This window comes from Vibrio sp. 10N.261.52.C11, from assembly GCF_041471405.1.
Taxonomy (GTDB): Bacteria; Pseudomonadota; Gammaproteobacteria; order Enterobacterales; family Vibrionaceae; genus Vibrio; species Vibrio crassostreae_C.
In genome coordinates, this window is record NZ_JBFROI010000024.1 from 24,177 (window position 1) to 38,078 (window position 13,902).

General features: G+C 45.6%; 12 protein-coding genes. 4 read left to right on the top strand and 8 right to left on the bottom strand.

Annotated elements, in window-relative coordinates; all coding sequences use genetic code 11:
• Positions 1-4: 4 nt before the first annotated feature.
• Positions 5-2,467, top strand: a complete 2,463-nt coding sequence (gene torA / locus AB4323_RS09490) for a trimethylamine-N-oxide reductase TorA (RefSeq protein ID WP_372152236.1) — start codon at positions 5-7, stop codon at positions 2,465-2,467.
• A 294-nt stretch (positions 2,468-2,761) separates the two neighbouring features.
• On the opposite strand, the gene AB4323_RS09495 is transcribed toward torA, so the two are convergent.
• Entirely contained in the window at positions 2,762-3,976 is a 1,215-nt protein-coding gene (locus tag AB4323_RS09495) for a putative manganese transporter (RefSeq protein WP_372058808.1), read from the bottom strand.
• A 201-nt stretch (positions 3,977-4,177) separates the two neighbouring features.
• On the opposite strand from AB4323_RS09495, the gene AB4323_RS09500 reads away from it, so the two are divergent.
• Together AB4323_RS09500 and AB4323_RS09505 are read left to right on the top strand one after the other, a co-directional pair.
• The gene (locus tag AB4323_RS09500; protein ID WP_017065328.1) at positions 4,178-5,083 is read left to right on the top strand and encodes a manganese-dependent inorganic pyrophosphatase; all 906 of its coding nucleotides are present in this window, start codon (positions 4,178-4,180) and stop codon (positions 5,081-5,083) included.
• Positions 5,084-5,232: 149 nt separating this feature from the next.
• Positions 5,233-5,622 (top strand): DUF2750 domain-containing protein, encoded by a 390-nt coding sequence (locus AB4323_RS09505; protein WP_004734596.1) that lies wholly within the window; start codon positions 5,233-5,235, stop codon positions 5,620-5,622.
• A 98-nt stretch (positions 5,623-5,720) separates the two neighbouring features.
• On the opposite strand, the gene AB4323_RS09510 is transcribed toward AB4323_RS09505, so the two are convergent.
• The 7 genes from AB4323_RS09510 to pspF form a co-directional block, all read right to left on the bottom strand.
• Entirely contained in the window at positions 5,721-6,500 is a 780-nt protein-coding gene (locus tag AB4323_RS09510; RefSeq protein ID WP_029235328.1) for a DUF2927 domain-containing protein, read from the bottom strand.
• Positions 6,501-6,536: 36 nt separating this feature from the next.
• On the bottom strand, positions 6,537-7,319 hold the full coding sequence (locus tag AB4323_RS09515) for an ATP-binding cassette domain-containing protein (RefSeq protein WP_017060304.1): 783 nt from the start codon (positions 7,317-7,319) through the stop codon (positions 6,537-6,539).
• Positions 7,316-8,317: an oligopeptide/dipeptide ABC transporter ATP-binding protein gene (locus AB4323_RS09520; RefSeq protein ID WP_229647182.1), complete on the bottom strand. Its 1,002-nt coding sequence runs from the start codon at positions 8,315-8,317 to the stop codon at positions 7,316-7,318. The genes AB4323_RS09515 and AB4323_RS09520 overlap by 4 nt, the downstream gene beginning before the upstream one ends.
• Positions 8,317-9,204, bottom strand: a complete 888-nt coding sequence (sapC, locus tag AB4323_RS09525) for a putrescine export ABC transporter permease SapC (protein WP_017065331.1) — start codon at positions 9,202-9,204, stop codon at positions 8,317-8,319. The genes AB4323_RS09520 and sapC overlap by 1 nt, the downstream gene beginning before the upstream one ends.
• The gene (locus AB4323_RS09530) at positions 9,191-10,153 is read right to left on the bottom strand and encodes an ABC transporter permease (protein WP_372152238.1); all 963 of its coding nucleotides are present in this window, start codon (positions 10,151-10,153) and stop codon (positions 9,191-9,193) included. Before AB4323_RS09530 ends, sapC begins: the two co-directional genes overlap by 14 nt.
• On the bottom strand, positions 10,153-11,775 hold the full coding sequence (gene sapA, locus AB4323_RS09535; RefSeq protein ID WP_108185272.1) for an ABC transporter substrate-binding protein SapA: 1,623 nt from the start codon (positions 11,773-11,775) through the stop codon (positions 10,153-10,155). The genes AB4323_RS09530 and sapA overlap by 1 nt, the downstream gene beginning before the upstream one ends.
• A 102-nt stretch (positions 11,776-11,877) precedes the next feature.
• Positions 11,878-12,900, bottom strand: coding sequence for a phage shock protein operon transcriptional activator (gene pspF, locus AB4323_RS09540; protein ID WP_065583878.1), 1,023 nt, complete (start codon positions 12,898-12,900; stop codon positions 11,878-11,880).
• Positions 12,901-13,216: 316 nt separating this feature from the next.
• On the opposite strand from pspF, the gene pspA reads away from it, so the two are divergent.
• Positions 13,217-13,888: a phage shock protein PspA gene (gene pspA / locus AB4323_RS09545; protein ID WP_004734604.1), complete on the top strand. Its 672-nt coding sequence runs from the start codon at positions 13,217-13,219 to the stop codon at positions 13,886-13,888.
• Positions 13,889-13,902 lie beyond the last annotated feature (14 nt).

Below are 13,902 nucleotides of genomic sequence, written 5' to 3' on the forward strand. Positions count from 1 at the left end.
CACAATGGCAATTACAAGAAGAAGTTTTCTGAAAGGTGTCGCTACTACAAGTGCGGCATCGGTTATCGGTCCAAGCTTATTGGCGTCGGCATCAGCGTCTGCAGCAGAAACAGACGGTGCGTGGAAAGTCTCTGGTTCTCACTGGGGTGCATTCCGAGCTCGCGTTTACGCGGGTAAAGTACAAGAAATTAAACCTCTAGAAATCGATCAGCACCCAACAGAGATGCTGAAAGGTATTAAAGGTATTATCTACAGCCCATCACGTGTGCGTTACCCAATGGTTCGCCTAGATTGGTTGAAGAAGCATAAGTACAGCGCAGACACGCGTGGTAACAACCGCTTTATTCGTGTGACTTGGGATGAGGCACTAGACCTTGTTTACCGCGAGCTAGAGCGCGTACAGAAAGATTACGGTCCATGGGCGCTTCACACAGGTCAAACTGGTTGGAGACAAACAGGTCAGTTCCATAGCTGTACTAACCACATGCAACGTGCAATGGCACTTCACGGTTACTCTGTGAAGAAAATCGGTGACTACTCAACAGGTGCTGGTCAAACGATCATGCCTTACGTGCTAGGTTCTACTGAAGTGTACGCACAAGGTACATCTTGGGAACTTATCCTAGAAAACAGTGACAACATTGTTCTTTGGGGTAACGATCCAGTTAAAAACCTTCAAGTAGGTTGGACATGTGAGACTCACGAGTCGTTCGCATACCTAGAACAGCTGAAAGAAAAAGTTGCTAAGAAAGAGATCAACGTTGTTTCTGTTGACCCTGTTAAAAACAAAACAGGTCGTTACCTAGAAAACGAGCAAATGTACATCAACCCACAAACTGATGTGGCGTTCATGCTTGGTGTTGCTCACGTTCTTTACAACGAAGGCCTATACGACAAGAATTTCATCGAAACTTACTGTCTAGGTTTTGAAGATTTCATCAAGTACGTTCAAGGTGAAACGAAAGACAGAGTTGAGAAGACGCCAGAATGGGCTTCTGCTATCTGTGGCGCAAGCGCGGACTCTATTCGTGACTTCGCTAAGATGCTGGTTAACGGTCGTACACAGATTCTTGTTGGTTGGAGTATCCAACGTCAAGAGCACGGTGAACAGCCTTACTGGATGTGTGCAGTTATCGCAGCAATGGTTGGCCAAATTGGTCTACCGGGCGGTGGTATCTCTTACGGTCACCACTACTCTGGTATCGGTGTATCTTCAACTGGCTTCGCTGCTCCGGGTTCATTCCCGCTGAACATCGACAAAGGTCAATCGCCTAAGCACACTAACACTGATTACAACGGTTACAGCCGCGTAATCCCTGTTGCTCGTTGGGTAGATAGCCTGTTAGAGCCAGGTAAGAAGATCAAAGCAAACGGCGCAACAGTGACACTGCCTGACATCAAGATGATGGTATTCAGTGGTAACAACCCGTGGCACCACCACCAAGATCGCAACAAGATGCGTAAAGCATTCAAGAGCCTACAAACTGTAGTGGCTGTTGATTTCGCTTGGACTGCAACTTGTCGTCACTCTGATATTGTTCTTCCAGCTTGTACTCAGTGGGAACGTAACGATATCGATGGTTACGGCGCGTACTCTGGCCGTGGTTTGATCGCAATGCACAAGCTAGTGGATCCTCTGTTCCAGTCTAAGACTGACTTCGAGATCATGTCTAGCCTAACTAAGCGTTGGGGTCGTTACGACGATTACACGCGTGGTATGGACGAAATGCAGTGGGTTAAATCTCTGTACGACGAATGTCGCGCATCAAACGAAGGTAGCTTCGAAATGCCTGAGTTTGCTGAGTTCTGGGAGAAAGGTTTCCTAGACTTCGGCAAAGGTAAGCCATGGACTCGTCACGCTTCATTCCGTGAAGATCCAGAGATCAACGCACTAGGCACGCCTTCTGGTTTCATCGAAATCACAAGCCGTACTGTTGGCAACATGGGTTACGAGCACTGTCAAGAACACCCAATGTGGTTCGAGAAATCTGAACGTTCACACGGTGGTCCAGGCTCTGACAAGCACCCGTACTGGCTACAATCTTGTCACCCAGACAAGCGTCTTCACTCTCAGATGTGTGAATCTGAAGAGTGGCGTGCGACTTACGCGGTACAAGGCCGTGAGCCAATCTACATCAACCCAGTAGATGCTAAGAAGAAAGGCATCAAAGATGGCGATGTAGTACGTGTGTTTAACGACCGTGGTCAACTACTAGCAGGTGCTGTTCTAATGGATAGCTACGCTCCTGGTGTTGTTCGTATCGAAGAAGGTGCTTGGTACGGTCCGATCAACGAGAAAGTGGGCGCGCTAGATACATACGGCGATCCAAACACACTGACTCAAGATATCGGTACGTCTGAACTTGCTCAAGCAACGTCAGCAAACACATGTTTGGTTGATTTCGAGAAGTTCCAAGGCAAACTGCCTCCAGTAACTTCATTCGGTGGTCCAATCGAAGTTTCTTAAGTCTTGTCTTAAGAACCAAGATTAAAGCTTGAATTAAAGCCCCTGTAAGCACTCTTACAGGGGCTTTTTGTATTTTTGATATCAGTGTTGGTGTTTCTAAATAAGCATTATACAGGGCTAATAGAGGGCGTTTTTGAGACAGGCTGTAACGCGCTGTTTGAGAGAGGTGGTAGAAGCAGTGAAGCAGGAAGGGAATGTAAAAAGAACCTGTGGAAAGACTTAAGCAGACGGAAACAAAAAGGCCGATACAAAGTACCGACCTTACAGAAGCCTATGTAGTTAACTCTGATCAAGTTAGATCTCAAACATAAACCAATAGCCATAAGCACAGATTAAAGCGGGCACACTTGAATACAAGGTTGCGACCAGTGCTGCTTTCGGTGCCATCGCAATCGCAGGGAATAGCGCATCTCCATCATTTGAAATTGCGTTACCTACCTGAGCCGAAAGTGGCAGGGCGCCTGAAAGGTATAAGCTAGTGACCAATAATTGCGGTCCACAGCCCGGTAGCAAACCCATCAACACGCCAGCCAGGGGGAGCATGATGCCCCAGCTTGAGAATAGCGTCGCAAAATCAACATTTGCTATCACAGAGCCAAATTCGAAGAAAAGAAAAGCAACCACCACCCACGCTGTCACGAAGTTAGTATCTTGAGCCGTTTTTTGTAGTGGATGAGAGCCTACACATTTCTCGTCTTCACTTACGGCTGATTTGTAATCTTCAATTTCACGGGTGAGACCCCATAGAAACATCGAGCTAATCAATAAAATTGTTCCCGCCCATTCCATCGACATTTCAGGCAACGCGAGTAACTCGTTTACATCGACTTGAAAAGAGCCAAGTAGAGCTACTGCAGCGCCGGGAATAATCAGCACTGACCATAGGTAACCTTGCAGGTTGATCGCCTTTTTAGAGACGGATTCTTTGTCTTGGGATTGAGATGAGCAACTGTGAACGGCTTCATTTTTCTGTGCTTTTTTTGGGCGTAAGAAGTCGTCTGCGTGAAACAAGTTAATGATTCGGCCTGACGCAGTACCCACAATCACGCCCATCGCCATCATGGCTAAACCTGTCTTAGGCTCGCTCGCTATGAGCAGGAACGCCGCGTCACCCATGGTTGAGACGAGCACCGCAACTACCGCACCAAATCCGAGTTTTCCCGAGATAAATTGTGTGGTTACCACTATCGCACCGCCACAGCCGGGTAGCGCCCCCATAAGTGCAGCGAATACCACTTGGTTTGAACGAGATTGATGGACGAGCTTATTGAAGACGTTATCTTTGTTTATGTACAGACTTAACCAGTGGTAAATAGCCAAGGTTAAAGCAACATAACAAGACACTGCCCAAAACGCGTCTGACAAAGTAGTCACCGTCAGCTCTCGTGTAGCTGGGGCTGCAACCAAAGCTGCAAGTGAGACAGGCAAAAGCAGGCGCTTAAATGACAGTGAAAACTGAGTTGTTTTCGCAGCACTACTGCTTGGCAAAAAAGAGATTAGTCGATCCATAGGTGTTACTCAAAATTAGTGGCTTAAGATAAATATATACGAATGATAATAATTATCAATTGCATTTGTTGTTTTTTTATCTATTGTTACTATTGGCTAAACCCACGAAACATGACCAATCTAAAAAAATGAGGTAAAGTATGGCTAATAAAGAGAGGCTCTAAAGGTAGAGTCATAATTGTTAGTGTAATAGGAAGAAACATGATTTTAGTTGTTGGTCACAAAAACCCTGATAGTGACAGTATTTGTAGTGCGTTAGTTGCAACTGAGCTTCTTAAGGCTCGTGGCGAGGAAGCGACACCAATTCGCCAAGGCGAGATCAACCGCGAAACTCAACACATTCTAGAAGTCGCTGGTGCTGAAAAGCCAGAGCTTCGTACTTCTGTTGCTGGTGAGAAAATCTGGCTAGTAGACTACTCAGATCTAGCACAAGCACCAGATGATGTTGCTGATGCAGAGATCGTAGGTATTGTTGATCACCACCGTCTAGGCGACGTGATGACAGTAAACCCAATGGAAGCTTGGATCTGGCCTGTTGGTTGTACAAACACTGTACTTTTCAACATGTTCAAGATTGAAGGTCACGCAATCTCTCAACAAATCGCTAAACTAATGATGTCTGCAATTCTTTCAGACACAGTTGGTTTCGCTTCTCCAACATGTACTCAAAAAGACAAAGACGCGGTTGCTGAGCTTGCTGAAATTGCTGGCGTAACTGACGTTGATGCATTCATCAAAGCGCTTCTAATCGCAAAAACAAACATCGAAGGCCTATCTGCTGCACAGCTAGTAGAAAAAGACCTTAAAGGCTACCCATTCAACGGTCGTGATGTTGTTGTTGGTCAAGTTGAACTTGCGACTCTTGAGCAAGTAGACGGCATGATCGAAGCGCTAGAAGCTGATCTTGAAGAGCGTTGTGAGAAAGACGGTCTAGCGTTCGCTGCGGTAATGCTAACAGATATCACTACTGCTCAAACTCGTCTTCTATACAAAGGTGAGTGGGCTGAGAAATTGGTTAAGCACGAGAAAGGCGGCGTATTAATGATGGAAAATACACTAAGCCGTAAGAAGCAAGGCTGGCCTTGGCTACAAGGTGAGCTTGTTTAATCAAGTCGCTTAATATTAAACGCCTGCTTATTTAGCAGGCGTTTTTCTTTGAAGTAGACTTTCTTCTTCATCGATAATGTTTGAAGTTAACAACACTCGGCATAAAATAGCTTTAAGAGCAAAGTTACTGACTAAAGTAGGAAATTAAGATGACTACACAGCTAGACGATAAAAAAATCGCTGAAATCAACAAGTATACGGGCGAGCAACGCCTGAAATACTGTGTGAAAGAAATCGTAGCAAACCGTGAAGTATGGATCTTAACCGATGAACACGGTTGTGTAATGCTGAACACAGAAGATGAAGATTGTGTTCCAGTATGGCCAAACCAAGAGTTCGCAGAATCATGGGCAACGGGTGATTGGTCTGAGTGTAAAGCTGAGTCTATTTCGTTGAACAAATGGCACAGTCGCTGGACGAACGGTCTAGAAGACGACGAACTTGCTGTTGTAGTATTCCCGAACGAGCAAGAAGAAGGCGTTATCTTGTTCCCGGATGAGTTCGACTTCGAATTGAAAAAGCAGGCAGCTAAGCGCTAGTTCTTTCGTAATACAGTAACATCGTAAGTCAGCGTTGCCTTTCTTAGGCAGCGCTATCATTCAATTATCCCATCTAAGTTACTTCCAACGTATATTCGTCAATACCCAATCAACTGATACAAAGGCGCTTGCTGTGCGGCTTTAGAAGCTTGCTGAAGCACACCTGTTTTGCTGTATCTCTTGAGTATCTTTCGAACGATAGGTTTTACTTCAGATTTTGTCATTCCAGCTTTCAATTCTGGTTCATACAGCAATTGCAGTAGCACTACGTCTAACGGCGATAATAAGTCTTCTGGCGTGTGGTCGTTGAAAATAGAAGGGTAGGCTTTATCTGAATCATTCGGCAGGCCTAGAACTTGTGTGATCTCTTCCACGATACAGGCGACCAGCTTACCTCGCGATCTTGCCTGATCAACCGGGATTACAATCCCAGCGTATACAATCTCGCCTTTAGAATTGGTTCTATAGCCCGCCGTGCAGATGGCGCTATTTAAATGTTGAGTTGATTTGAGCTTGAGCACCGATTTCGCCTCAGATACCCACTGGCTCTGCCTTGTGTATATCCATTTAACGTTCGCTTCGGACTCTTTACTGACGATTGTTATTGGATGTTGGGTGACTTCAGATAAGTGTTTGATATGAAGCTCTGTGATCTCTTGATGCAGTTCCTCATCGCCCACTCGATGATCGATCCAAATCTTGATCGGTTGTTTCCACTTGGCGAGCGGTTTGTTGCCTTGGGAGTATTCGTGTTGAAGCGCGACGTTATAAAAGGCAGTTTCGACGAAGCTTCTATCTAGCCATGTGAGCGGTGTGCTTGTCGCGTTAAAGGACAACAGCACCAACAAGAGGGGAAGCATTGAAGCTGTTCGATACATACTTTTCCCCTCTGCTAAATGTAGCGTGATTCCAGGTTAGTGGTTCGGCGCTTTGGAGAAATGGCTCTCAACCAATCTTTGGGTGATTTGGTGAGTTGGATTGGTTAGCACTTGATCTGTTTCCCCACTCTCAACCACATTGCCTTCATGCATGACAATAATCTTGTCGGTAATGTGCTTAACAATACCGAGGTGTTGAGATACATAAACGAACGATACGCCCATCTCTTCTTGTAACTCTAAGAACAGATTGATGATTTGCGAGCGCATTGCCATGTCCAAACCATTTAAAGCTTCATCAGCAACAATGATGGATGGCTGAAGTATTAAGGCACGAGCCAAACAAACCCTTTGTTTCTGGCCTGCAGCAAGCATCTGAGGGTAGAAATACGCATGTTCCGGTAGAAGGCCTACGCGCAGTAGTGTGTCTTTCACACGACGCATACGAGCTTCTGGAGGCATGTTGGTGTTTCGCTTTAATGGACCTTCAAGAATTCGACCGATCTGAATGCGCGGGTTAAGTGACGTATTCGGATCTTGGAAGATCATTCGAATCAGCTTACAACGAGTCGAGTAGTCTTTGTGCTCTAGCTTTTCGCCATTCACGCGGATCTCGCCTGCGGTTGGCTCCACCATGCCTGCGAGCATTCTGGCTAATGTTGATTTGCCAGAACCATTCTGGCCGATAAAACCAATTGTCTGGCCTGCTTCAAGAGAAAAGCTAACTGGCTTCACCGCCTGATGAATCTTTTTACGGAAAAGACCAGAGCGAGTCGTAAAGTCTTTAGACAAATCACTGACTTCTAATAATGCACTCATGATTTCTTTTTCTTCTCCATATTCAGAGGGAAGTGACAGTTGAACTTATGGTTCTTGATACGTTTCGTATGTGGGATCTCGACACACTGCCTTTGTGCGTATGGGCAGCGAGGCCCTAATCGACAACCAATAGGAAGATGTTGCAGCGGTGGAATTGACCCCGGCAAAGACTGGAGCTTCTCCTTGTGGGGAATCCAGTCGTTAAAGTCTGGCATCGCTTTTAACAAAGCAACGGTGTACGGGTGCTTTGGTGCATCCAACAGCTTCGGTGTATCAGCGGATTCTACCGATTGACCACAGTACATCACGGTAATGCGAGTCGCCCATTGGGTAATGGTGGTTAAGTCATGGCCGATCAACACGATGGTGGTGTTATTGATCTGGTTCATACGACTCAAAAGACGCAATATTTGAGACTGTGTAATTGGGTCTAAATCGTTGGTTGGCTCGTCAGCAATCAAGACTTTTGGCTTGGCAGCGATCGCCATTGCGATCATGACTTTTTGACACTCACCATCTGTCAGCTCATAAGAGTAACTGTCCATAAGACGAGAATGATCTTTAATACCGACTTTGTGCAGTAGAGCGATGGCCTGCTTCTTACGCCATTTGAATCTCTGCCACCACCGACCTTCAAACGAATAGGAAGGAATCGCTTCAATAAGTTGATGGCCCACTTTTTCAGATGGATCAAGACAAGAGGATGGCTCTTGAAAGATCATCGCGATATCACGAGCAATAACTCGGCGTCGTTCTTTGGGTGTCAGTTGCAGGAGGTCGATATTGCCAAGGCGCATTCGGTCGGCAGATACTTTCCAGTTTTCTTTACAAACCCCAACGATCGCTTTTGCAACCAAACTCTTACCTGAGCCTGATTCACCTACTAAGCCACGAATTTCCCCTTCATTGAGGGTAATACTCATTCGATCTACGGCTTTAACCATCCCTTGAGGGGTCTCAATCTCGATGGTTAGATGTCGAATATCAAGTAACGGCATTATTCGATTCCTGCATTTAGCGCTTGGCGAACACCTTCACCGACGAGGTTAATCACGATAACTGTAAACATAATAGCTAAGCCAGGTAGGGTAACTGTCCATGGCGCAAGGTAAATCAACTCGACCGAATCACCCAAGATGGAGCCCCATTCGGTACTCGGTGCTTGAGCGCCAAGCCCTAGGAAACCTAAAGCCGTGATATCAAGAATTGCGACTGACAGTGCCAGCGTAACTTCAAGAGCGATCACGGTAAGGATGTTCGGAAGGATTGAGTTCCATAGCAGGTAAAAATCGTTCGCACCATCAAGGCGAGAAGCCAGAATATAGTCTTTTTCTACTTCAGCATGCACGGCAATGTACACCGAGCGTATAAAGCGCGGGATCAGTGCCAAGCACAAGGCGAGCAAGATATTAAACTCCCCAAAGCCAAGGAATGCCACGAAGATAATCGCCAGCAGAAGAGATGGAATCGACATAACAGTATCAAGCAGGTGGTTTAGCGTGCTTGATAGTAAACCGCGCGTCATACCAGCAAGTACGCCAATCAGACAACCAATGACGGCTGCGATAAAGGTAATCACCACCGCGGCGCCGAAGGTTAACTGAGAGCCAATTATTAGGCGAGAGAGAATATCTCTGCCTAAGTCATCCGTACCCAAAAAGTATTCTACCGTTCCCGCAGGATCCCAAGAGGGCGGCGTTAATAGGTGACCGGTTTGTTCTTGTGCATCATGCGGGGCTAGCCACGGTGAAGTGACGGTGACCAGAATGATAAGCACCAAACACCACAAGCCAAACATAGCTAGATTATTGCTGCGGAAGCTGCGCCAGAAACGTTCGAACTGGGTTGGAATCTGTTCTTCTTGGTAGACGTTATTTGTTAGCATACCATTCCTTCCTTACCAGTGGATTGATCATCGCGCCCAGTAGATCGGACAGAATATTAGCGGTCAAAACTAAGGTAGCCACCACAATTACACCAGCTTGAATTGAAACGTAATCTTGATTCGATAAGGCATCCAATAACCAGCGGCCAATGCCCGGCCAGTTAAAGATAGACTCGGTAACAATAGCAAGCGTTAACATACTCGATAGCTGAACACCGACCTTAGGAATAATCGGAGGTATCGCGTTTCTTAGCACGTGCTGCGTGATGATCTCTCTAGTGGAAAGACCTTTAATTCGCGCAGCGCGGATGTAGTTTTGCGTCATTACTTCAGCCACTGACGCTCTCATCAATCGGATGACCTGAGTCGTTGGCGCCAGTACTAAAACAAGACAAGGCAACGCCATGTGCTCGATAACACTTTGTAGTGCGTGCGCACGGTAGCGACCCTCGGCAAAAAAGGCGTCAATCATCGCGAATCCAGTCACGTGTTCAATCTCGTAAAGTAGGTCGTATCGGCCACCAACTGGGAACATTTCAAAGTGCAGTGAAAACACCATGATCATCAGCAACGCGACCCAAAATATAGGCGCAGAGTAACCGGCCATTGAGGTGAACGATATGGTGGTATCAACAAATTTACCTTGTCTCATACCAGCAATGGTGCCGAAAGGGATACCGATGATGAGTGCCAACACAAAGGCAAAGAAGCACAGCTCTAGCGTTGCAGGGAACACCAGGACCAACTCATCGATGATAGGCACACCGTGTTTGCTTAGGCCAAAGTTTAGCGTCGATAATTCAGTGATATAGCTAATCCAACCGGGCCAAAAATCTTGAATTGCCCAAGGTGAGGTTTGGTCTAATCGAAGCAGGGAAAAACCTACCAAGGTCAGAATTCCTAGCGTAATAACGAATAAGTTTACACGTCTTAATGTATACCAAAACATTACTGCACCTCTCTTCTGACTTGATCAAAAGGTTGGGCATTGAAAGGACTTGCTTTAAAGCCTGTTAGCGAACGATCGTGCACGCGAAATTGCACGCCATGAGCTAAAGGAATCACAGGAACTTCTTCATTGAGAATGTTTTGGGCTTGTCGGTACAAGTTCACACGGTGCCTTTGTTGATTGATCTCTAATGCTAAGTCGAGAAGGAAATCAAAGTCTGAATTACACCACATCGAGACGTTTAACCCTGCACGCTCAGAGCTGCATGAGAGCAGCGGACGTAAGAAGTTGTCCGGGTCACCGGTATTGCCTATCCAGCCTGTAAGCAACAAGTCTGTTGAGGAAATAGAGGACAACTGTGTGCGGTCAAATCGGTCGTCGGTATAGAGTTTCAATTCAATACCAATATCGGCTAAGTTTGCTTGGATAAGTTCTGCCGTTTTTCTTGGACTTGGATTGTATGCGCGTGGCTCTAGTGGTACCCACATTGAAAGCTCTAACCCAGGTTCAACGCCAGCTTCTTTGAGAAGCGCAACCGCATAGTTTCGGTCGTAGCGAACTTGAACGCTGTCTTTTTGGTGAGCCCAAGAAGTCGGAGGAAGCAAGGTGTAGGCTTTGGTTCCTGTACCGTAATACACAGAATCAAGAATGTTCTGACGATTGATGGCTAAGTTGAGCGCTTTACGAACTCGAGAGTCACGCAGTGCAGGGTGCTCAGTATTCAGCGCGATGAAAGAGACATTAACCGCCGGAGTAGCAGAAATCTTCAACTCTTCATGAGCCTGAATAATAGGGATTTGGCTAGAAATTGGTGAGTTGAGCACGTCACACTCACTACGCAGAAGCTTGGCAAGTGTGCCTGTTCCACGTTGCGAAGTATCGAACACAACTTGGTCCATTTGTACTTCACCTTTCCAGTAGTGCTTGTTCTTTTTCAAGCGCACTAGGTCGTTGACTTGGTATTCATCTAAGTAGAAAGGGCCAGTGCCGACTGGATTGGAATCGATTCGATTTTTCTCATCCGCTGCAATGAGCTGATTGGCATACTCCTTAGAGTGAATGACTGCATAGCTGGTGGCGATATTGTTGAGAAACGAATTGTCTGGGCGACTTAATTGGAATTTCACCGTTAGGTCATCAACTGCGGTGATATCGACGATCAGGTTTTTGAAGTCGATTCCGGCAAACCATGGGTATAGGCCGCCACCCACATAATGAAATGGGTTTGAACTATCAATGACACGTTCAAAGCTAAACACCACATCTTGTGCATTCATGCTACGAGTTGGGGTGAACCAGTCTGTGGTTTGGAACGCAACATTTGGGCGCAGTTTGAACGTGTACTCTGTACCTGATTTATCAACAGACCAACTTGTCGCCAAGTTCTGTTTTGGTCGGTACGTCATCGGATCAAGAGTGAGCAGTGTATCGAAAATTTGAGGACTCAGCGATTCTGCGGTAATGCCACTATCAACCAGCTGTGGGTTGAAGGTACTAGGATTACCTTGGCCGCAATAAATGAAGCCTTTTTCACGGATTTGCTCGTGATTCACACTCTCACCACATCCAGCGAGAAAGCTCAGCGTACAGATGCTCAGTGATAGTCTTATTAGTGCTTTCATAAAAAGAAATACTTTTCGAAACGAGGCGTTAGAGGAGCCTCAAGATCCGGACAATTTAACATTTTATTTATTCGGCTCCAAATAATAATCAAGCGTGGACAGCTATTTATCGTTAGCTTGTCCGACAATCGCGTACTTCCTCACCATTCCACGTAATTGGTTGTAGGTTAATCCAAGTAATTCTGCTGCTTGTTTCTGGTTGTACTTGCTCTGCTTTAGGGCTTGATTGAGCAGCTTGATGTCTTGTTGTTCTTGCCATGCTTTGTAATCAAGCGGCAAAGAAAACAAGCTCTCTGATGAAGTATGGCTGTTGGACGGCGCATTGCCAATTTCATGCGTGGAATCTTGATCTATTTTCCATGCGGGTTTGAATGGGTTAAACACCAAAGATTCAATAGGATATGGGTCTTTACCGTGCTGGTAGACTGCGCGCTCAATAACGTTCTTGAGTTCTCGCACATTCCCCGGCCATGAATAATCCAGCAGCGCCTCAACGGCAGACGGAGCAAAGCCAACAAACAACTCCAATTCTAATTCACGGCACATCTTAATGGCGTAGTATTCTGCCAGCAGCGTGATGTCTTCTTTTCGCTCTCGAAGAGGGGGTATAGTAATCACGTCAAACGCGAGCCTGTCCAATAAGTCGGCTCTGAATTCGCCCCTTAATGCCATGTCTGGCAAGTCAGCGTTGGTCGCACACACCAGTCTGACGTTGGCACTTAAAGCTTTTTGTCCGCCGACACGTTCATACTGCCCGTATTCAATAACGCGCAATAGCTTCTCTTGAACGGCTAGGGGCGTGGTCGCGAGCTCATCAAGAAACAGTGTTCCACCTTCCGCTCTTTCAAATCGACCCTGATGACGACCTTTCGAACCCGTAAAGGACCCCGATTCATGACCAAACAACTCAGAATCAATCAAACCTTCACTGAGGGTTGAGCAGTTCAATGAGATCAAAGGTTGATCCCAACGTCTTGAAAGGTAATGCAGTCTTTGTGCGATCAACTCTTTACCCGTACCACGCTCTCCAATGATCAGAATCGGTCTTTCGATTGGTGCGAGTTGGGACACTTTATCTAAAACGGAGAGAAAACTGGGTGATTCACCAATGAGGTTCTGCTGCATAGCGGGTCCTTGTGTGATTTGAGCGCCGATGGATGTGATTTAGAGGGCTTTATTTAAATCACATCATGTAAATAGCTTAAGTATAAGAGTCGTAGTGGTGAAAAATACCAATACTTGGCTAAATTCATCATAGCATGGTTCGGGTTAATCACCATTTTATTGTAAGTATCTGATAATAAATGGCTTAAAAGTTGGCACGTTACTTGGATTATTTATGGTAGGTTTAACAACAAACGTAAATTTTTGAGCAAGTGGATTGAGAAATCGAATAACGCTTTAAAGCACATTTGCCATCATTGTAATTAAGGAGTTCCTCATGGGTATTTTTTCTCGCTTTGCAGACATTGTAAATTCGAACATCAGTGCACTTTTAGACAAGGCTGAAGATCCTGAAAAGATGATTCGCCTGATTATCCAAGAAATGGAAGATACGCTGGTTGAGGTTCGCACTAACTCCGCTAAAGCTATCGCAGATAAAAAAGAGTTAGCGCGTAAAGTTGAAGCTATCGAAACTCAGATTCTAGATTGGCAAAATAAAGCGACACTAGCACTAACTAAACAACGTGAAGACTTAGCTAGAGCGGCGCTAATAGAAAAGCAAAAACTTGAAGATATAATCAAAAGCCTTCACACAGAGCAAACCTTGGTTCACGAAACCATCGAAAAGCTGACCAGTGAGATTGGCAAGCTTGAAACCAAAATCGCAGAAACACGTGCGAAGCAGCAAGCATTAATGATTCGTAATAATGCGGCAAGCAATCGTCGTGATGTTCAAAAGCATCTGCATTCAAGCAAAACCCACGAAGCAATGGCGAAGTTTGAGCAATTCTCGCGTAAAGTGGATGAATTAGAAGCTGAAGCAGATGTTTACGCCAAAACAGGTAACGCAAAATCGTTAGACCAAGAATTTGCAGATCTACAAGCTCAAGATGAAATTGAAAAAGAGCTGGCGAAACTGAAGCAACAAGTTGAAAACCGCGATAAATAATTTTAGGAGTTGTC

What these genes read in the sequence shown, in the direction of transcription:
- torA (WP_372152236.1), top strand. Translation starts at nt 5, where the DNA reads ATGGCAATTACAAGAAGAAGTTTTCTGAAAGGTGTCGCTACTACAAGT.
- AB4323_RS09495 (WP_372058808.1), bottom strand. Translation starts at nt 3,976, where the DNA reads ATGGATCGACTAATCTCTTTTTTGCCAAGCAGTAGTGCTGCGAAAACA.
- AB4323_RS09500 (WP_017065328.1), top strand. Translation starts at nt 4,178, where the DNA reads ATGATTTTAGTTGTTGGTCACAAAAACCCTGATAGTGACAGTATTTGT.
- AB4323_RS09505 (WP_004734596.1), top strand. Translation starts at nt 5,233, where the DNA reads ATGACTACACAGCTAGACGATAAAAAAATCGCTGAAATCAACAAGTAT.
- AB4323_RS09510 (WP_029235328.1), bottom strand. Translation starts at nt 6,500, where the DNA reads ATGTATCGAACAGCTTCAATGCTTCCCCTCTTGTTGGTGCTGTTGTCC.
- AB4323_RS09515 (WP_017060304.1), bottom strand. Translation starts at nt 7,319, where the DNA reads ATGAGTGCATTATTAGAAGTCAGTGATTTGTCTAAAGACTTTACGACT.
- AB4323_RS09520 (WP_229647182.1), bottom strand. Translation starts at nt 8,317, where the DNA reads ATGCCGTTACTTGATATTCGACATCTAACCATCGAGATTGAGACCCCT.
- sapC (WP_017065331.1), bottom strand. Translation starts at nt 9,204, where the DNA reads ATGCTAACAAATAACGTCTACCAAGAAGAACAGATTCCAACCCAGTTC.
- AB4323_RS09530 (WP_372152238.1), bottom strand. Translation starts at nt 10,153, where the DNA reads ATGTTTTGGTATACATTAAGACGTGTAAACTTATTCGTTATTACGCTA.
- sapA (WP_108185272.1), bottom strand. Translation starts at nt 11,775, where the DNA reads ATGAAAGCACTAATAAGACTATCACTGAGCATCTGTACGCTGAGCTTT.
- pspF (WP_065583878.1), bottom strand. Translation starts at nt 12,900, where the DNA reads ATGCAGCAGAACCTCATTGGTGAATCACCCAGTTTTCTCTCCGTTTTA.
- pspA (WP_004734604.1), top strand. Translation starts at nt 13,217, where the DNA reads ATGGGTATTTTTTCTCGCTTTGCAGACATTGTAAATTCGAACATCAGT.